Below are 18,600 nucleotides of genomic sequence, written 5' to 3'. Positions count from 1 at the left end.
CGCTCCTTGGTCATCCTTGGATGGGTTTGTACGTATCACAAGCAGAGGGGCGGAACTCATCCAGCTCCGCCCCTCGCTATCGCCGCTGAGCGGCGTCATCGGCTATTATGCCAGCCAACGAATCAGTCGACCACTGCACCCTGGTGGAAGGTACGGCTGATCACGTCGAGCTGCTGCTCCTTGGTGAGCTTGACGAAGTTCACCGCGTAGCCGGAGACGCGCACGGTCAGGTGCGGGTACTTCTCCGGATGCTCGACGGCATCCTCAAGCTGCTCCTTGCGCAGCACGTTGATGTTGGCGTGGTACAGGCCATGGCCGTTGCCGGCGTCCAGAATGCCCACGAGGTTGGTGATACGCTCACCCTCGTCGCGACCCAGACCGTCAGGGGTGATGGTGTTGGTCAGCGAGATGCCGTCAAGGGCGTCGTTGTAGTCGATCTTGCCGACCGAGAACATGGACGGCAGCATGCCGTGGGAGTCCATGCCGTTCTCCGGGTTGGCGCCCGGAGCATACGGGGTGCCCTTCTTGTGGCCGGACGGGAAGGCGCCGGTGGCCTTGCCGTATTCCACGTTGGAGGTGATGGTCAGGATGGACTGGGTCGGAACGGCGCCACGGTAGACGGGCAGGCGCTTGACCTGGCCCATCACGGTGGAGACAACCCACTTGGCGATGTCGTCGGCACGATCGTCGTCATTGCCGTAAACCGGGAACTCGCCTTCGGTGCGGTAGCCGACGATCAGATCGTCGTCCGCGCCTTCGACGTATTCGTTCTCGTGGCCCGGAGTGGTCTTGGCGTCCTTGTTGTAGATCGGGTAGACCTTGGCGTACTTGCATGCGGACAGGGAGTCGGCCGCGATGGACAGGCCGGACATGCCGCAGCCGAGGGTGCGGTAGACCTCCTTGTCGTGCAGAGCCATCTCGATGGACTCGTATGCGTACTTATCGTGCATGTAATGGATGATGTTCAGCGCCATCACGTAGGTCTCGGACAGCCATTCGAGAGCCTTCTCGTAGTTGGCCTTGACCTTCTCATAGTCCAGGGTGCCGTCGGCTTCCGGCTTGATCGGATCGATCACGCCCTTGTCGATGACCTGCATGCCGGTCATCTCGTCGCGGCCGCCGTTGATGGCGTACAGCAGCGCCTTGGCGGAGTTCACACGAGCGGCGAAGAACTGCATCTGCTTGCCCACGCGCATCGGGGACACGCAGCAGGCGATGGCGGCATCGTCGCCCCAGTGTCCACGAATCTCCTTATCGGATTCGTACTGGATGGCAGAGGTGTCGATGGAGATCCTGGCGCAGAAGCGCTTGTAGGCTTCCGGCAGCTTCGGATCCCAGAAGATGGTGATGTTCGGTTCCGGGCCGGGTCCAAGATGCTCAAGGGTCAGGGTGTTGAGCAGGCGGAACGAGGTCTTGGTGACCAGGGTACGGCCGTCGTCGCCGAAACCGGCGTCGGACCAGGTCGCCCAGTACGGATCGCCGGAGAAGATGGCGTCGTAGTCCTTGGTACGCAGGAAGCGCACGATGCGCAGCTTCATGACCAGGTTGTCGATAAGCTCCTGAGCGCCTTCCTCAGTGAGCTTGCCGGCCTTCATATCACGCTCGATGTAGATGTCGAAGAAGTCGGAGACACGGCCGAACGACATAGCGGCACCGTCCTGGCTCTTGACGGAGGCGAGGTAGCCCATGTAGGTCCACTGCACGGCCTCCTGGGCGGTCTGCGCCGGGCGGGACAGATCCAGGCCATACTCGTTGCCGAGGTTGATGAGCTGCTTGAGGGCCTTGATCTGCTCGTCATGCTCTTCGCGGAAGCGGATCCAGTGCTCGATCTCCGGCTCGGTGAAGTCGTTGCGGTACGGGACGGAGTCCTTGTCGCGCTGCTTGAACTTGATCAGGGCGTTGACGCCGTACAGGGCCACACGACGGTAGTCACCGATGATACGGCCACGGCCGTAGGCATCCGGCAGGCCGGTGAGGATCTTGTTGTGACGAGCGACCTTGATTTGCTTGGTGTACACGCCGAAGACGCCGTCATTGTGGGTCTTGCGGTACTTGGTGAAGATCTTCTTGATCTGCGGATCGGGCTCCTTGCCCGCCTCGCGGATGGCCTGCTCGACCATACGCCAGCCACCGTTCGGCATCATGGCACGCTTGCAGGGAACGTCGGTCTGCAGGCCGACGATCACATTGTCGACCTCGGGGGAATCGATGTAGCCGGCCGGGAAGGCGTCGATGCCCGCAGGGGTGTGGGTGTCCACATCGTACACACGCTGCTTGCGTTCGACGGCCAGATAGTTGTCGTCCAGATACTTCCACAGATGCTTGGTCTTCTCGGTAGCGTTGGCGAGGAACGATTCGTCGCCTTCGTACGGGGTGTAGTTCTTCTGGATGAAGTCGCGGACATCGATGTCCGACTGCCAGTTGCCACCCGTGAAGCCATCCCACGCCGTTGCGTTCAGTTCTTCCTGGGTAGGTGCAGATGCTTCGACTGTTACCATATCCACTCCTTGGTGTTGCTTAGAGGCGGCACTCCTGTATGCCGCGCCACTCCACTAGTGTAGTGGCTTGCCGAGGATGAACCCCTGAGAAACGAAGTGAGCTATCTCACATTTCGTTTCTTGATGGCAGGGTTGGTCTCTCCCCCAGGCCGCCGCAGCACCCGCGAATAGCAACGTGCGGGAATCCGGTTTCGCCCGGTCCCCGCACGTTACAGGTGATGTTCGATATATGGGATGCCGTTTCCCGCAGTCGGCGTATCAGTCGGCACCGCCGGACCAGTTGCGATCCTGCTCCTCCCAACGACGATTGCGCTCATGCACGATCTTCCACGCGTTCATGGCGTCCTCACGGCTTTCGTAAGGCCCCATGCGCCTGTCGATCGGAGAGAGCGGGCCGAGCTCGGGCTCGCCGGTGACCATGTTGAAATACCACTTCTTGTCACTCATGTGTTGCTCCTGCATTACTCCCTGAACGCGCTGGTGATGGGAAGCCTACGGTCTCGCCCGAAGGCCAACGCGGTCACCTTCGGGCCAAGCGGATATTGGCGGCGCTTCCATTCGGCGCGATCCACCAGTCGCATCACCGTGTCCACGGTCGCCTCGTCGAACCCGTCGGCAAGCAGATCGGCACGCCCATGCGCCTTCTCGATGTACGCGGCAAGCACCTTATCGAGCAACGCGTATTCAGGCAGCGAATCCGAATCCTTCTGCCCGGGGCGCAACTCCGCGGAAGGAGCCTTCTCGATCGAGTTGACAGGGATCATCACGCCGTTCTTCAGGGGAACACCGGCACCGCCCTGTTCATTGCCCACGATCTTCAGACCACCGATGCCCATGCCTTCGGCCGCGGCCCTATTACGCCAGCGGGACAGCTCCCATACACGGGTCTTGAGCAGATCCTTGATCGGCGCATAGCCGCCCACGGCATCGCCGTAGATGGTGGAATAGCCGCACGCCAGCTCGGATTTGTTGCCGGTGGCGACTGCCAGCAGACCTTTCGAGTTGGAATACGCCATGACGATCACGCCGCGGATGCGGGCCTGCAGATTCTCGGCGGCAACCCCATCGAGATGCAGTTGATGCTGATAGGCGGTGAATAGCGGCTCGATGGGCTGGATGTCGTAATGCGCACCAAGGTTCTCCGCCAGATCGGCGGCATCGTCCTTGGAGCCATCAGATGAATACATGCTCGGCATGGAGATGCCATGCACGTTGCCGCCGCCGCAGGCGTCCGCCGCCATGGCCGCCACCAGTGCTGAGTCGATGCCACCGGACAGGCCGAGCGTCACACCGGTGAAATGGTTCTTGGCCATGTAGTCCTTCAGGCCGAGCACGCAAGCGGTGTACACTTCCTCGTCCGGATCGAGCTTGTCCACGATGGTGCTCGCAAGCTGCTTGTCCGCAGCCGTATTGAGGTTGATGTACGACAGATTCTCCATGAACATCGGCGAACGCTCCAGCAGCGTGCCGTCGGCATCGACCACGAAGCTGCCACCGTCGAAGACGAGATCGTCCTGGCCTCCCACCTGGTTGACGTAGATCAGCGGCGCGCCGACCTCGGCCGCACGGCGCTGCGCCAAGGCGAGACGGGTGTCGGTCTTGCCTTCTTCATATGGCGAGCCGTTGATGGTCAGCAGCACGTCGATGCCGCGTTCCGCAAGCTCCGCGACAGGACCGCCGTCCTGCCAGATGTCCTCGCAGATCGCAACGCCGACGTTGACGCCGTCGATGTCGAGCACCACGGACTTGTTGCCCGGGGTGAAGATACGGAACTCGTCGAACACACCGTAGTTCGGCAGGAAATGCTTGTCGTAACCGGCCCACACCACGCCGTCATGCAATACGACGAGACGGTTGAGGGGTTTGCCGTGTTCACGGTCGGTGCCGACGGTGCCGACGACCACAAACAGATCGCCCAACCCGTCCGCCTCGAGCTCGGTGGCGAGCCAATTGGCCTTGTTCCATGCGGCGGTGCGGAATGTAGCGCGCAGGGCAAGATCCTCGATGGGATAGCCGGTGAGCGTCATCTCGGGGAACGCCACCACCCTTGCATGGTTGGAGGCGGCGATGCGTGCGTACTGAAGCACCTTGTCGGCGTTGCCGTCAAGGTCTCCTACGCAGGTGTCAATCTGTGCGAGTGCGAAGCGAATATCAGTCATGCTTGTAAGTCTACGTCTACCTCATCTGATTGGGCGCTGCGATTACGCGATGTGACGAAACTTCAGGCAAGTTCCTCGAGCAGGCGCAGCGCAGCGTTGACATAGAATTCCACGCCGGCCTGCAACGCCTCGTCGAAGCCGACGAACTGCGGGCTGTGCCAGTCATGGTGATCAGGCGTGCCGTTCGAGCCGATGAACGCGAACACCGGGCGGGTCACCTTGGCGAATTCGGAGAAGTCCTCGCCCGCCATGGACGGGTGGATCGGTTGGAGATCGGCATAATCGGGCACATCTGCGGCCACCGCCTTGGCCAAATCCGGGTCGGAGACCATCGGATCCTGGAAGTCGTCCCAGTCGACGTCGGCGGTGATGCCGTAGCCCGCCGCGATGGATTCGACCTGCTGGCGGAACCGACGTTCGGCGAGTTGGCCGTCCTCCTTGTAGAAGTATCGCACCGTGCCCATGAATCCGGCTTCGGCAGGCACCACATTCCACACGTCGCCGCCATGCACCTCGGTGATAGAAAGCACCAGCGGGTGAAACGGGCTGGCGTTGCGGCTCACGATGGTCTGCAAACTCAGAATCATGGAGGCGAGCGCCTCCAGCGGGCCGGTGCCCATATGCGGGTAGCCGGCGTGGGTGCCTTCGGCGTGCAGGCTCACATGGAATTCGACGCATCCGGCCATCATCGGCTCCACGCCGACGGCGATCTGGCCGGGGGCATAGTCGGGGTTGTTGTGGGTGCCGATGATGGCGTCCACGTCGTCGACGGCACCGGATGCGATCACATGGCTCGCGCCGCGCCCGGTTTCCTCGGCGGGCTGGAACAGGATCTTGATCGACCCGGCGATACGGTCGCGATGATCGGCCAGCCAGAACGCCGCGCCGAGCAGGAAGCTCATATGCAGGTCGTGCCCGCAGCCATGCATCACGCCGTCGTTCACGGAGCTGAATTCCAATCCGGTGTTCTCCTGGATGGGCAGGCCGTCGATGTCGGCTCGCAGGGCGATGCGCGGGCCGGGCTTGGTTCCCTCGATCAGGCCGACAAGGCCGGTCTGCAGCGGGGTGTCGAGCACTTCGATGCCGTGGGCGCGCAGCTGGTCGGCAAGATAGGCCGTGGTGGAGGTCTCCTTGAAGCTGCGTTCGGGGTGCTCGTGTAGGTAATGGCGGATCGCGATGAGTTCTGGGGTGATTTCGATATGTTCGCTCATGCCTGAACATTGTAGGCGCGGCAGACGTTGTTCCAGCCGCGTTTCCCCGCATTGGGCCTATACGCATATCGGATAGCCGGCTATGGAGCATGGAGGCTATGCCCATCCATGCTGCGAAACTTGCACAGGTCATAAGTAATTCCGATAAGCCCACGCCGTGTCATCGCAGAGCCTCCGCCTATATTGGAGTCCTGTTGGATCGCGTCTGAGAGAACGCGACATGGTATTTGCATTGGAATGAGAGAGGAACTCAATATGCGCAACAAGAAGATCATCGGCGCCCTGCTCGCCGTCACCGCCATCGCATCGTTCGGCCTGTCGGGCTGCGGCAGCTCCAATGGGGCGGCCTCCAAGGAAAACGACAAGACCATCACCGTGGCCGCCTCCCCCACCCCGCACGCGGAGATCCTGAACAAGGCCGTCAAGCCGCTCGTCGAAAAGGACGGCTACAAGCTGGTAGTCAAGGAGTTCACCGACTACGTGCAGCCGAACACCGCCACCGAGGAGGGCGAGGTCGACGCCAACTACTTCCAGCACAAGCCGTATCTCGACAACTTCAACAAGGAGAAGGGCACCCATCTGGCGTCCGTTGCCGGCATCCACTTCGAACCGTTCGGCCTCTACCCGGGCAAGACCAAGACGCTTGACGCGCTTGCCGACGGCGCTACCGTGGCCGTGCCGAACGATGCCACCAACGAGGCCCGCGCACTGCTGCTGCTGCAGGATGCCGGTCTGATCGAGTTGAAGAACCCGAAGGACATCAACGCCACCACAAAGGACATCACCTCCAATCCGAAGAACCTGAAGTTCAAGGAGCTTGAGGCCGCCGTCGTACCGACCGTCATCAAGGATGTCGACATCGCGGCATTGAACGGCAACTACGCCATCCAGGCGGGCTTCGACCCGACCAAGGACACGCTGGCCACCGAAAAGGCCGGTGGTCTGGCGGCCAAGACCTACCAGAACATCCTGGTGGTCAAGGAAGGCAACGAGAATACCAACAAGACCAAGGAGCTTAAGAAGGCCCTGAAGTCCAGCGAGGTTCGCGACTACATCACCAAGAACTACAAGGGCGCCGTGGTTCCGGTCTTCTGATCCGCATGCCCGGCAATATCTGAATTCAATGCCGCAGGATACCATGTCCTGCGGCATTCCTGTATAACGACAAGGGACACATATGATTCACATCGAGCATCTGCATAAGAGCTATGGCAGCGGTGCCGAAGCGCACGAGGTGCTGCACGACATCAACCTGAGCATCGACTCGGGTGAGGTCTTCGGCATTCTGGGCTCTTCCGGCGCTGGAAAATCCACGCTGGTACGCTGCATCAACCTGCTGGAACGCCCCACTTCCGGCAACGTGCTGATCGACGGCAAGGACATCACCGGAACCACCGGCAAGGCGCTGGCCGAAGTCCGGTCCAACATCGGCATGATCTTCCAGAACTTCAGCCTGTTCCAACAGCGCACCATACTGCGCAACGTCACGTTCCCGCTGGAACTGAACCATACGCCGAAGGCCAAGCGGGAGGAACGCGCCAGGTATCTGCTTGATCTGGTCGGCCTGGGCGATTTCGCCGACCGCTACCCCAGCCAGCTGTCCGGCGGCCAGCAGCAGCGCGTCGCCATCGCCCGCGCATTGGCGAACAATCCTTCCATCATGCTGTGCGACGAGGCTACCAGCGCCCTCGATTCCACCACCACCGCGCAGATTCTCGATCTGTTGCGCCGCATCAACCGCGAGCTTAACGTCACACTGGTCATCATCACGCACTCGCTGTCCGTGGCACGCAATATCTGCGATCGTGTCGCCATGATCGACGGCGGTCGCATCGTGGAAATGGGAGACACCGAACAGCTGTTCGCCAACCCGCAAAGCGATATTCTCAAAACGCTTATCGCGGACGCCGCAATCGAAAACCACCGCCACCATGACGACGCAACCGAAACCACAGCTACAGAAAAGGAGCAGCAGGCATGAATGCCCTTACACAGTTTTTTGCCGAATACAGCGATCTGCTTATCGAAGGCGTGCGCGACACCATCGTCATGACCGCCGTGGCAACGCTGCTCGCATATGTGATCGGCCTGCCGATCGGCGTACTGCTCATCACCTCCGCTAAAAAAGGCATTCGTCCGAACGCTCCGCTGAACACCGTGCTCGGATGGATCGTCAATATCGTCAGGTCGGTGCCGTTCATCATTCTGCTGGTCGCCCTGATCCCGCTCACCCGTCTCATCGTCGGCACCTCGCTTGGCGTGCCCGGCGCAATCGTGCCGTTGGTCATCACCGCCGCGCCATTTGTGGCGCGCGTGGTCGAACAGTCGCTTGCCGAAGTCGACGGAAGCCTGGTCGAAGCCGCGCAGAGCTTCGGCGCCAGCAACACGCAGATCGTGTTCAAGGTGCTGTTGTTCGAAAGCCTGCCTTCGCTGATCCGCGGTGCCGCGTTGACGTTCATCACCCTGTTCGGGTTCTCCGCCATGGCCGGTACGGTCGGCGCGGGCGGCCTGGGCGATATCGCCATCCGTTACGGCTACCAGCGCTACCAGTACGATGTGATGCTTGCCGCGGTGATTCTGTGCGTGGTGCTGGTGCAAATCGCGCAGACCATCGGCGACGTGGTGGCCAACCATATCGACCACCATGAGCGCTGAGCAGCTGCCGAAAGCACATTCGTCGCTCCCTGCAGCATCGCACCTCTTGCAAAGCCGTGTGACGTATACCGAACGTATATTCGGTACGCATCACACGGCTTGATTCGTTCATAGAGCCGGCAGCCGCCCATGCCACACAGAATCGACGCGATTGCTCCCGGCTACGCGCTCGATGTGGACGATTGTACGGTACCCGCGGCCGGAAACGCCATCAGCCCGGTGATGCCGCAGCCGCCCACCCGTACAATGAGGTATGGCATAAGCATTCGATCGTGAAAGGCGAGTTCATGACTTCGACCGACATTAAGGCCGCTTTCTTCGACATCGATGGCACACTGACCAGCTTTACAACACATGTTGTTCCAGAATCGACCATCGAGGCATTGCGTCTGCTGCGCGACGGCGGCGTGAAACTGTTCATCTGCTCGGGGCGAGCGCCGGGCATTATGAATATCGTGCTCGATACCATCCCGGTGAAGTTCGACGGCATCGTCGGGCTTAACGGCCAGTACTGCGCCGACGACAACGGATTCCTCGACAAGCGTCCCCTTGCCGAAGCGGACGTCACCGTCATTCTCGACTGGCTGACCGCACACCCGGACGTGGTCTCGGATTTCTGCGAATCCGATTACGTCTATTTCAACCATTCCAACGAGATTCTGGACGCCACCTGGCGAAGCCTGGGCAAAACCGCGCCCAAGGTCTACTTCGCCGATCCGCACGAACGCACGAAAACGCATGAGACGTTCCAGATCAGCCCATACATCGACGAGAAAACGGAAGCCGAACTCGTTGGCATGTGCCCCAACGTGCGTGGCGTGCGCTGGCACCCAGACTTCGTGGACCTGATTGCGGGCGACGGCGGCAAGGCGAAGGGCATCGAACGATTCCTGGAACATTACGGTTGGGATCGCAGCCAGACGATCTCCTTCGGCGACGGCGGCAACGACGTGGACATGCTGGAATACACGGGTATCGGCGTGGCCATGGGCAACGCGACCGAGGCGCCCAAGAGCGTGGCCGATTATGTGACCGACGATGTGGACCATGATGGCATCATGAACGCGCTCAAGCATTTCGGCATACTCTGACGGCGCTATGGCCCCGATGGCACATGCCACCGGGAGAGCACACGATATACGAAAAAACGGTGTCGGGTCTGCGGGCTTCCCTAATCGCCCAGCAGACCCGGCACCGTTTTTCGATCAACATACGACCACCCTACCCGCCGCAGCATGCACCGCACTTGCAGCGGGGTTCGGCATGGCCTTTCTCCTAATGGGTTTCCCCCATTGCGATCGCCGTAGCCGAATCCTCGTTCTTCACGGCGGCTTCGATCGCATATTCCAACGCCTTGGCCATATCGTGCAACGGCATGCACGGCGTGCCATTGGGTTTGCCAACCACCTGCTGCGGCGCGAACGGCACATGAATGAATCCGCCACGAATGCCGGGAAAACGCCGATCCAACAGGTAGAGCATGTTGTACATCACGCTGTTGCACACGTAGGTGCCGGCCGTATACGACACGAACGCCGGCAGATTGTGGGCACGCACGTTACCGACCATGGCCTTGACGGGAACCGTGGCGAAATAGGCGGTGTCGCCATCCGTACGCAGCGGGGTGCCAAGCGGCTGCTCGCCGTCATTATCGGGAATGCGCGCCTCGGCAAGATTGATGGCCACCTGTTCCACGGTGAGCGTACTGCGGCCACCCGCCTGCCCAACACTGATGACGATGTCGGGATGTTCGCGTTCCAACGCCTGTTCGATGGCGACAGCGCTGCGCGTGAACGCGGTGGAAATCTCCTGTTTGACGATCCTGGCGCCCGCGATCTCGCCGGGCAGCAGCTTCACCGCCTCATACGCCGGATTGACGGTCTCGCCGCCGAAAGGGTCGAATCCTGTTACCAATACCGTTGCCATATTTGTCTCCTTAAAACATTGAGGTGTGGTTGATTGTTTGAGTGTGATTGCCGTCGATGCGCTTGGCTGCCGCGCCGGTCAACTTGCGATGAGCATGTACACGATCTGCACGCTGATCATGACCAGCGCCGGAAGTATCTGATTCTTGATCACGCCCATGCGATCCTTCATCTCAAGCAACGCGACCGGTACGATGTTGAAGTTCGCGGCCATCGGCGTAAGCAACGTACCGCAGTAGCCGCAGGTGAGCGCCAGCACGCCCACGACCGCGGGATTGGCTCCGAAGGCGAGCACGAACGGGGCGCCGATGCCGCCTACCAGGGCGGTGACGATTGCGGCTGCGAAGATGATGAGAATTGCATCAAGCTTCAACGCAAAATCGACAATTACAATTAATATGCCTAATAACACTAGGTAGTCCAATAGCCCGATTCCTTTCTGCGAATATGAGAAAACGATTGCGACTCGACAAAAACAGCCGAGGTGACGATTGGAGCTGAGGGATGCCGCCAACTTTACATGGTTCGCCAACGCCGAACGCCGCAAACCGTCAAAATATCGCTCTACGCGCTATTGCACTCCCCATACGCGGCAAACATCGCAGTCTCTGCCGCCGCATGGCGGCAGCCGATAGAACCGTTAACGTTCCAGCAGCTTGTGGATACGGTCGGTCAACTCACGACGCGCCGACGAACGCAGGGAGGGGAACGCCCGAAGCAGACGAATCTGCTGGCGGCTCAGCGCACGGCGCACATGTTCCCTGGTAAGCCTATCCAACGCCGCGACCTCGCCCTTGCGCCCAACCGCCCGAATATCAAGAATCGTATCGTCGATGCGGTCGCGGGCCTGGTCAAGACGATCCCGCGCGGAACGCTGCGCCTGCACGAGACGCTGTTCCATACGCACATTCGCCTCGGCCATATCGCTATTCGCCTTGTCGATCGCCTCCAAACGACCAGCCTTGACATCCTCGCCAAGCCGCGCGAGCCTATTGTCCATATCGGCCATGCCCATGGTGCTGATCAGCCAATCGACGAAAGCCACAGCCAGTAGGCCCCAAGCCGCAATGTGCAGCCAAGGCTGCGGCATGGCGGCAGTGAGATGCGCGAGCCAGGGTTGCACAACCAGCTTGATCAGCGTGGCTCCAGCACCGAACGCCAGAAAGCCGTTCAGATAGACACGGCCATTGATGTTGAACGGCTTATCGGTGTAATCCCAAAGCCGAATGCGGAACAGACGCTCATATTGCCATGACACCACGTATTCCAAAGTGCAGGCGATAACACCACTGCCCAGAAACAAGGCCACCGGATTGGTCACATCATGCAGCAGCAGAATGACCAGCAGCGCGCCGTTGCCGTAAATCGGGCAGATCGGGCCATTCAACGCCCCTCGATCCACCCACTTGTGTTTCAGCACCAGATTAAGCCCGGTCTCCCATACCCAGCCGATGCACGAGTAGCACATCCACCACAGCACCACCTGTTCCGCAAGATTCAGCAAATCCATGCGCCCATCCTACGCCTACACCTGCGCCTTGCAGCCCGGCACACAGGAATCCAGCCCGCCCGGTCTCAAGCCCATGAGACACTTAGGACCATGACTACCATCATCATGCGCACCTCCGAAGGTGATATCAGAATCAACCTGTTCGACGACAAGGCCCCGAACACCGTGGCCAACTTCCTCGGCCTCGCCACCGGCGAAAAGCAGTGGATCGACCCGATGAGCGGCCAGCCTTCCAACGAGCCGTTCTACAACGGCCTGACCTTCCACCGCATCATCAAGGACTTCATGATTCAGGGCGGTTGCCCGCTGGGCACCGGCACCGGCGGCCCCGGCTACGAGTTCGACGACGAAATCGACCCGAGCCTGAAGTTCGACCACCCGTACCTGCTGGCCATGGCAAACGCCGGCCTGCGTCGCGGCCGCGACGGCCAGATCCACGGCACCAACGGCTCCCAGTTCTTCATCACCACCGTGCCGACCCCGTGGCTCGACGGCCACCACACCATCTTCGGCGAGGTCGCCGATGACGAGTCCAAGGCCGTGGTCGACAAGCTCGAAGCCGTCTCCACCGACCGCATGGACCGCCCGACCGAACCGGTGGGCATCGTCTCCGTCGAAGTGGTGAAGTGATTCGCACCGCCTGATCGAAGGCATATGACCATATGGAAAAGCGACCCTCAATAGGGTCGCTTTTCCATATGCGGCAACATGTCGCTACTTCATCTTGCGTAGCCGCGGCTCGGCGGACTCCTTGGCACCGGTGAGACGGTACACGTCGAACACGCCTTCGATCTTGCGCACGGCGGCGAGCAGCGTGTTCAGATGTTGCGGGTCAGCCATTTCGAAGCTGAACTGGCTGGTGGCTACACGGTCGGAACCGGTGGAGATCGAACCGGAGATGATGTTCACGCCATGATCCGAAAGCACACGGGTCACGTCGGACAGCAGGTTGCGCCTGTCAAGCGCCTCCACCTGGATCTTGACCATGAACACGCCCTGCGTGCTGGTCCATTCGACTTCGACCACGCGTTCCGGCTGGCGATTCTTCAAATCAATCATGTTCTGGCAGTCGGCGCGATGCACGGAAACGCCCTGGTTGCGCGTGATGAATCCGACGATCTTATCCCCCGGCACCGGCATGCAGCAACGGGCGAGCTTGATCCACACGTCGCCCACGCCCTTGACGGACACACCGCTGGAGCCCGTGCGCTTGACGCGGCTTTCGACCGGCTTGAGCGGCAACACCTCCTGCTCGATCTCCTCGTCGACTTCGTCGGCTCCCGCATCCTTGACCAGATGGGAGATGACGTTCTGCGTGGAGATCTGACCGTCGCCGATGGCCGCGAATAGACCATCCGCGTTCGGGAAGTTGAGTTCGTCGGCAACACCGACCAGCGCCTCCGTGGTGAGCAGCGCGTTAATCGGCAGGTTGCGCTTGCGCATGGCGCGTGTCAGCTCGTCGCGCCCCTCCTCGATGGCTTCGGAACGACGTTCCTTGCTGAACCACTGGCGGATCTTGTTACGTGCCTTCGGGCTCTTGGCGAAGCTCAGCCAATCGCGCGACGGGCCGGTGGTGTCGGACTTCGAGGTCAGAATCTCGACCGTGTCGCCGTTCTCAAGCTTGGTGTCGAGCGGCACCAGACGTCCGTTAACGCGGGCACCCATGGTACGGTGGCCCACTTCGGTGTGCACGGCGTACGCGAAATCGACCGGCGTGGCCTGCGCAGGCAGGGAGACAATCTTGCCCTTCGGCGTGAACACATACACTTCGGCCGAACCGAGATCCTCCTTAAGGGAGCCGAGGAACTCGTTGGAATCCGGCGTTTCGCTGGTCCAATCGGCCAGCTGCTGTATCCACTTGAGGTTATCCGCCTCGCTGATGTCCTGGCTTTCGCCGCGTTTGCGGTCGGAGCTGTCCGGGGAGCTCAACGCACGACCCGCCTGGCCGTTCTCCTTGTACTTCCAATGGGCGGCGATGCCGAATTCGGCGCGCCTGTGCATATCCCACGTACGGATCTGAATCTCCACCGGCTTGCCGCCAGGACCCACCACCGTGGTGTGCAGGCTCTGGTACATGTTGAGCTTCGGCATGGCGATGTAATCCTTGAAACGCCCCGGAACCGGGCTCCAACGCGCATGCACGGCACCCAACGCCGCATAGCAGTCCTGGATCGAATCGACGATGATGCGCACGCCCACCAAATCGTAGATGTTGGCGAAATCATGCCCGCGCACGATCATCTTCTGATAGATGGAGAAGTAGTCCTTCGGGCGTCCCGTCACGTACGCCTTGATGTTCTGCTCGTCCAGATCCTCGTTGATCTCGGCGAGGATCTGCTTGAGATACACGTCGCGCTGCCCTGCACGGCGGGCGACCAACACCACGATCTCGTTGTAGATCTTCGGATAGATGGTTTTGAAGCTCAGTTCCTCAAGCTCGGTCTTGATGGCGTTCATGCCGAGACGATTGGCCAGTGGCGCGTACACATCGAGCGTCTCGTGCGCTTTCCTGACCGCGCCGGACGTCTTCACGTAACGCCAAGTGCGTGCGTTGTGCACGCGGTCGGCGAGCTTGACAACAAGCACGCGCACGTCACGACTCATGGCCACGACCATTTTGCGGATGGTTTCGGCCTGTGCGGAATCGCCGTATTCCATCTTGGAAAGCTTGGTCACGCCGTCCACCAAGCCGGTGACGGTGTCGCCGAATTCGGCGCGGCATTCGTCAAGCGTGTAATCGGTGTCTTCGACGGTGTCGTGCAGCAGGCCGGCGGCGACCACGCGCGGCCCCATGCCCAGATCGGCGAGGATCTGCGCGACCGCGAGCGGATGAATGATGTACGGTTCGCCGGATTTGCGCCGTTGCGAGGAGTGTTGGATGACGGCACGCTTATAGGCGCGTTCGAGGATCGTCATATCCTCGCCTGGATGATGCATCATGCATGCCTGCATGATGGGCAGCAACGGGTTTACGGGGTCGGAGCTGACCTCGCAGCCCAGTTTTCTCGCGGAATCGAACTCCATGTCGTCGTCTTCCATACTTGCCTCTCCAACGCTTGCAGTATTACACGCGAACGTCTCCACGTTATCACCGCTTGCCCGCTGACCCGCTTTCGACGCGGCGGGTAAGCCGATGCGTCATGCTTTGATTCCGGTGGACCCGAAGCCTCGTTCCGCACGATCCGACCCCGGCAGCGTTTCAGCCGGAATGAATCTGGCTTCCACGTAGCGCTGGATGACCAGCTGCGCGATACGGTCGCCGATTTCGAAATGCGCGGTGTGCTCCGGATCGAGGTTGATCAGCGGCACCTTGATCTCGCCACGGTACCCGGCATCAATGGTTCCCGGGGCGTTGAGCACCGTGATGCCCTGCTTGACGGCCAGACCGCTGCGGGGATGTACCAGCGCCACGTACCCCGCCGGCAGCGCGATGGCGACGCCGGTGGGTACCAGTCTGCGTTCGAACGGTTTCAGGTCGAATGACTCGGCGGCTCTCAGGTCGGCACCGGCATCCCCGGCATGTGCGTAGTGCAACTGCACCAGTTCCGCCGGTTGACCTCCGTTCACGGCCTTGATGAGAACCTCAGTGTTCTCCGGCTCGTTGTAGGTTTCGTCGAACGACATCAGGCGGCGCATTCCTTGCAGACGGGACCATCCTCGGTGGTGTGGTCCAGCTGGCTGCGATGCTTTACCAGGAAGCATTCGGAGCAGATGAACTCGTCGCCCTGCATCGGGATCACCGTTACGGAGGAGTCCTCGTTGCTCAGATCGGCACCGGGCAGCTCGTAATCCTCGGCAATGGCGTTCTCGTCGTCATCAAGATCGCTCGCGGAGTTCTGCGAGCTCTTGCCCAACGCCTGCAGCGACTCCTCATCCTCGTCCTTATTGCGGGGGAAATCGTAATCCTGAGCCATCACATTTCCTTTCTTCGGTCCAAGCGACACACACTCAGTGTCGGGTCTACTCCCGTAGAGGATACACGAAAAGAAATGCTCGTAAAGTTCGACACGTGGGGCATACTTAAAAGAAGTGCATAAGTTTTAGCGGAAAGTGGTGTGCGCATGGCTGATAATTCGCCTAGGGGCGCCCGTCTGGACCATGTCTCCGACGCAGGTGACCTGGTATTCGTCGCGGGCGGCGAGAAGTTCCTCGTCACGGTGGACGAAAAACTGGAACGAGCCATCCTCGAAGCCAAGCAGATTCGCTTGGAAGCGTTGGGGCAACAGCAGCCCAAGACCCACGACACGCTGCCGATTTCGAAGATCCAGCAGTTGATTCGTGCCGGTTTCACCCCTTCGGAGGTGGCCGAACAATACAACCTCAACGAGGCTTTGGTCCGAAGGTTCTCCTCCTCGGTGCAGACCGAAAAACAGTATGCCATCGAACAGTTCAAACGTGTTCCGGCACCGAAGGAAAGCCGTGCGCACACGGTGGAGGATCTGATCACACTCGCCATCAGCGAGTCGCATATCGAACGCGACACGCTTGCATGGAGCGCGACACGCCGCGGGCATGAACCGTGGCATATCTTCGCCGATTTCATGATCTCCGGCGAACAGCTGCGCGCCGAGTGGACGTGGAACATGCACGACAATTCCGTGGTGAACCTCAACGACATCGCGAAGCGGATCATGGAGGAGCATCGCATCGTCGACCGCTCCCCCAATATCATCTTCGACGAGACGGTTCCGTTGGAGGACATGGCGTCCGCGCATACGGAGGACTCGGATTCCCCCTCGCCGACGATTCCGCTGATCACCGAACGTGTGAACGGCACGCAACGTCTTGCGGTGGACACTGTGGCGCACACCGCGCAAACCGCCGAAGCCATGGCGAACGAGAGCAGCGAATCGAACGACGACGGTGCCGGGAACGCCGTCGAACAGGGCGACTCACCCGAAGGCAACACCGAGAATGACGCAACCGACGACGACACGGGCGCAGCCGACGGCGACAACGGCCAGAACGGTCAGGACAGCCAGAGCGACCAGAGCGGGAACGCGAATGAAGCGCAGACCGGTGACGCATCCGAACAGCACGAAGGCGGCCAGAATGTGCCTGAGACCCGCAGCATCACGTCAGAGCAGGCGATCGCCGCACAGGACACGATGGATACGGATGAAACGCCACGCGTAGCCAAAACAGTACGCGCGAAACGCCGTTCAGGCCGTTCTGCGGTGCCCAGCTGGGATGAGATCCTCTTCGGCGATTGACGATAGGCGGGGAACGCCCCAAGCCCCTGTGCGAACGCTCCGGTGAATTCCTCACCGGAGCGTTCGCATGTTTGCCGGCCCGTCAGTGCCGCCGTAACGGCACGATCAGGCCACGTCCACGATGCAGGGGATATCCATCTCCATCATGGTCTGCGATCCATGCACGCTGGGCAGGCGCGTGGCCTTATCCGCCTGGGTGCGTGAATCGACGATCGTGACCTCGTCGACCGCCTGCACGATCACATCGCCGAGCATCGGTTCCACACGCTCGCTCACCGTGCCGAACAATCCGTCGGTCATCGCCTGGGCCTTGGTACGGACCAGCGCCCTATCCTCCAGGAAATCACGCCACCTTTCTGCCACAGCCTCCGGATCGTCATCCGCATATAGCATCACCGCACGCGGCTCGCCGCCCACGAAACGGACCCCCTGCTGCAATACCGGCTCGCATGCAATGTCGATACGCTTGGACGGATCGGCGTTCACCATGCCATGGTCGGCGGTGATCACGATCAGCGTGCCCTTCGGGGCCTCCCTGGCGAGCAACGCCAGCTGAGCATCGATATGTTCAAACGCGGCGATCCACTTGTCGCTATCCCAGCCGCTGCTGTGGCCGACCTTGTCCGCATCGCGGATGTACAGATACGACAATCCCGGCTTACGTGCGGCTTCGGCGGCCGCCCTGACCCGTTCGCGCGGTGTGACGTTGGCAATGTACTTGCTACCGCGCAACGCGGCCTCGCTCAGCGGCGACCCTTTGAACTTCGCCAGACCCGAACTTGTGACGCGCACGCCTTGCGCGGTCAATGCCTCGAAGATGGTGTCCTGGCGCTGCAGGTCATGCGGGTCGATGATGGGCACAACCGGACCGTTCGTTCTCGGCGCGAGCGGATCCTTGAATTGGATGAGCTGGATGAGCCTATCCCGCGCAGGCGCGAGCTGCGTGTACCCGGCCATGGCCGTCAGCCCCGGGCAGGTGCCCGTGCCGAACGTACCCATGGCCGCCGTGGTTGTGCTGGGCGCGCAAGTGGAGATCGGGCGACGGTTCGCCTCATCCTTCATCAACGAACGCAGATACGGCGCATGCCCGATGCGGTCGGTGAGATTCCAGAAGCCAAGCCCATCCACCAGCACCACGATGGCGGAGCGCACGTCGGGGAACCCCAACGCATACTGCAGGTTCTTCGGGTCATCGTGCACCGCCGTGGGCACGGGATGCCCGATGGCACTGGACAGGGCAGGCAGGATGGAAGACAGGTGCAACGCTCCTCCGCGTTCCCCCTCCTGCGGCAGATGATCACCATACGTCGCTGTGGGCACCAGCCCCAGCAGTTCTTTTCTTTCCGGCATTTCCATGATGTCCCCATCGTAAACCTCACCCCCCAACCGGCAATCCGTTACCGGACCGGCTGAGGGGTGAACAATCGAT

17 protein-coding genes are annotated in these 18,600 nt (G+C 60.8%); 6 read left to right on the top strand and 11 right to left on the bottom strand.

From position 1 onward, the window contains the following. Positions 1-122: 122 nt before the first annotated feature. From pflB to BBAG_RS03370, 4 genes are all read right to left on the bottom strand, one after another. Complete coding sequence (pflB, locus tag BBAG_RS03385) at positions 123-2,498, bottom strand: formate C-acetyltransferase (RefSeq protein ID WP_003826118.1); 2,376 nt, start codon at positions 2,496-2,498, stop codon at positions 123-125. Positions 2,499-2,756: 258 nt separating this feature from the next. Further along, positions 2,757-2,945: a hypothetical protein gene (locus BBAG_RS03380; protein ID WP_033508195.1), complete on the bottom strand. Its 189-nt coding sequence runs from the start codon at positions 2,943-2,945 to the stop codon at positions 2,757-2,759. Between the two features lie 14 nt (positions 2,946-2,959). Then, positions 2,960-4,657, bottom strand: a complete 1,698-nt coding sequence (locus tag BBAG_RS03375) for an NAD+ synthase (RefSeq protein WP_003826114.1) — start codon at positions 4,655-4,657, stop codon at positions 2,960-2,962. Positions 4,658-4,719: 62 nt separating this feature from the next. Continuing rightward, complete coding sequence (locus BBAG_RS03370) at positions 4,720-5,868, bottom strand: M20 metallopeptidase family protein (protein ID WP_003826112.1); 1,149 nt, start codon at positions 5,866-5,868, stop codon at positions 4,720-4,722. Positions 5,869-6,123: 255 nt separating this feature from the next. Between BBAG_RS03370 and BBAG_RS03365 the strand changes: the two genes are divergently transcribed. From BBAG_RS03365 to BBAG_RS03350, 4 genes are all read left to right on the top strand, one after another. Beyond that, a complete protein-coding gene (locus BBAG_RS03365) occupies positions 6,124-6,963 on the top strand; it encodes a MetQ/NlpA family ABC transporter substrate-binding protein (protein WP_033508197.1) in 840 nt (279 codons plus the stop codon). An 82-nt stretch (positions 6,964-7,045) separates the two neighbouring features. Continuing rightward, entirely contained in the window at positions 7,046-7,849 is an 804-nt protein-coding gene (locus tag BBAG_RS03360; protein WP_003826108.1) for a methionine ABC transporter ATP-binding protein, read from the top strand. Continuing rightward, positions 7,846-8,523: a methionine ABC transporter permease gene (locus BBAG_RS03355; RefSeq protein WP_003826106.1), complete on the top strand. Its 678-nt coding sequence runs from the start codon at positions 7,846-7,848 to the stop codon at positions 8,521-8,523. The genes BBAG_RS03360 and BBAG_RS03355 overlap by 4 nt, the downstream gene beginning before the upstream one ends. 287 nt (positions 8,524-8,810) lie before the next feature. After that, positions 8,811-9,614 carry a Cof-type HAD-IIB family hydrolase gene (locus tag BBAG_RS03350; RefSeq protein ID WP_033508331.1) on the top strand — a complete coding sequence of 268 codons (804 nt, stop codon included), beginning with the start codon at positions 8,811-8,813 and terminating at the stop codon, positions 9,612-9,614. A 184-nt stretch (positions 9,615-9,798) separates the two neighbouring features. On the opposite strand, the gene pcp is transcribed toward BBAG_RS03350, so the two are convergent. From pcp to BBAG_RS03335, 3 genes are all read right to left on the bottom strand, one after another. Continuing rightward, a complete protein-coding gene (gene pcp / locus BBAG_RS03345; RefSeq protein WP_003826100.1) occupies positions 9,799-10,449 on the bottom strand; it encodes a pyroglutamyl-peptidase I in 651 nt (216 codons plus the stop codon). Positions 10,450-10,527: 78 nt separating this feature from the next. Further along, positions 10,528-10,821 carry a 5-oxoproline transporter, DUF979 family subunit gene (locus tag BBAG_RS03340; RefSeq protein WP_050754771.1) on the bottom strand — a complete coding sequence of 98 codons (294 nt, stop codon included), beginning with the start codon at positions 10,819-10,821 and terminating at the stop codon, positions 10,528-10,530. 267 nt (positions 10,822-11,088) lie between these two features. Continuing rightward, positions 11,089-11,958, bottom strand: a complete 870-nt coding sequence (locus BBAG_RS03335; RefSeq protein ID WP_003826095.1) for a putative ABC transporter permease — start codon at positions 11,956-11,958, stop codon at positions 11,089-11,091. A 90-nt stretch (positions 11,959-12,048) separates the two neighbouring features. On the opposite strand from BBAG_RS03335, the gene BBAG_RS03330 reads away from it, so the two are divergent. After that, entirely contained in the window at positions 12,049-12,588 is a 540-nt protein-coding gene (locus tag BBAG_RS03330; protein ID WP_003826092.1) for a peptidylprolyl isomerase, read from the top strand. A gap of 84 nt (positions 12,589-12,672) precedes the next feature. Here the strand turns inward: BBAG_RS03330 and BBAG_RS03325 are convergent, their stop codons facing one another. The 3 genes from BBAG_RS03325 to BBAG_RS03315 form a co-directional block, all read right to left on the bottom strand. After that, on the bottom strand, positions 12,673-14,997 hold the full coding sequence (locus BBAG_RS03325) for a RelA/SpoT family protein (RefSeq protein ID WP_003826089.1): 2,325 nt from the start codon (positions 14,995-14,997) through the stop codon (positions 12,673-12,675). A gap of 99 nt (positions 14,998-15,096) precedes the next feature. Beyond that, a complete protein-coding gene (gene dut / locus BBAG_RS03320) occupies positions 15,097-15,582 on the bottom strand; it encodes a dUTP diphosphatase (protein WP_033508199.1) in 486 nt (161 codons plus the stop codon). Beyond that, on the bottom strand, positions 15,582-15,872 hold the full coding sequence (locus tag BBAG_RS03315; protein ID WP_033522956.1) for a DUF4193 domain-containing protein: 291 nt from the start codon (positions 15,870-15,872) through the stop codon (positions 15,582-15,584). The genes dut and BBAG_RS03315 overlap by 1 nt, the downstream gene beginning before the upstream one ends. 147 nt (positions 15,873-16,019) lie before the next feature. On the opposite strand from BBAG_RS03315, the gene sepH reads away from it, so the two are divergent. Continuing rightward, positions 16,020-17,171, top strand: coding sequence for a septation protein SepH (sepH, locus tag BBAG_RS03310; RefSeq protein ID WP_003826079.1), 1,152 nt, complete (start codon positions 16,020-16,022; stop codon positions 17,169-17,171). A gap of 105 nt (positions 17,172-17,276) precedes the next feature. On the opposite strand, the gene BBAG_RS03305 is transcribed toward sepH, so the two are convergent. Next, on the bottom strand, positions 17,277-18,527 hold the full coding sequence (locus tag BBAG_RS03305; protein WP_033508201.1) for an alkaline phosphatase family protein: 1,251 nt from the start codon (positions 18,525-18,527) through the stop codon (positions 17,277-17,279). Between the last annotated feature and the right edge of the window lie 73 nt (positions 18,528-18,600).

Source organism: Bifidobacterium angulatum DSM 20098 = JCM 7096 (assembly GCF_001025155.1).
GTDB lineage: Bacteria > Actinomycetota > Actinomycetes > Actinomycetales > Bifidobacteriaceae > Bifidobacterium > Bifidobacterium angulatum.
Note: the sequence above shows the minus strand (reverse complement) of the source record. Positions and strands in the feature narration are given on the sequence as shown.

Bases quoted from the DNA above. Each gene is read 5' to 3' on its own strand.
- pflB (WP_003826118.1), bottom strand. From the start codon at position 2,498: ATGGTAACAGTCGAAGCATCTGCACCTACCCAGGAAGAACTGAACGCA.
- BBAG_RS03380 (WP_033508195.1), bottom strand. From the start codon at position 2,945: ATGAGTGACAAGAAGTGGTATTTCAACATGGTCACCGGCGAGCCCGAG.
- BBAG_RS03375 (WP_003826114.1), bottom strand. From the start codon at position 4,657: ATGACTGATATTCGCTTCGCACTCGCACAGATTGACACCTGCGTAGGA.
- BBAG_RS03370 (WP_003826112.1), bottom strand. From the start codon at position 5,868: ATGAGCGAACATATCGAAATCACCCCAGAACTCATCGCGATCCGCCAT.
- BBAG_RS03365 (WP_033508197.1), top strand. From the start codon at position 6,124: ATGCGCAACAAGAAGATCATCGGCGCCCTGCTCGCCGTCACCGCCATC.
- BBAG_RS03360 (WP_003826108.1), top strand. From the start codon at position 7,046: ATGATTCACATCGAGCATCTGCATAAGAGCTATGGCAGCGGTGCCGAA.
- BBAG_RS03355 (WP_003826106.1), top strand. From the start codon at position 7,846: ATGAATGCCCTTACACAGTTTTTTGCCGAATACAGCGATCTGCTTATC.
- BBAG_RS03350 (WP_033508331.1), top strand. From the start codon at position 8,811: ATGACTTCGACCGACATTAAGGCCGCTTTCTTCGACATCGATGGCACA.
- pcp (WP_003826100.1), bottom strand. From the start codon at position 10,449: ATGGCAACGGTATTGGTAACAGGATTCGACCCTTTCGGCGGCGAGACC.
- BBAG_RS03335 (WP_003826095.1), bottom strand. From the start codon at position 11,958: ATGGATTTGCTGAATCTTGCGGAACAGGTGGTGCTGTGGTGGATGTGC.
- BBAG_RS03330 (WP_003826092.1), top strand. From the start codon at position 12,049: ATGACTACCATCATCATGCGCACCTCCGAAGGTGATATCAGAATCAAC.
- BBAG_RS03325 (WP_003826089.1), bottom strand. From the start codon at position 14,997: ATGGAAGACGACGACATGGAGTTCGATTCCGCGAGAAAACTGGGCTGC.
- dut (WP_033508199.1), bottom strand. From the start codon at position 15,582: ATGTCGTTCGACGAAACCTACAACGAGCCGGAGAACACTGAGGTTCTC.
- BBAG_RS03315 (WP_033522956.1), bottom strand. From the start codon at position 15,872: ATGGCTCAGGATTACGATTTCCCCCGCAATAAGGACGAGGATGAGGAG.
- sepH (WP_003826079.1), top strand. From the start codon at position 16,020: ATGGCTGATAATTCGCCTAGGGGCGCCCGTCTGGACCATGTCTCCGAC.
- BBAG_RS03305 (WP_033508201.1), bottom strand. From the start codon at position 18,527: ATGGAAATGCCGGAAAGAAAAGAACTGCTGGGGCTGGTGCCCACAGCG.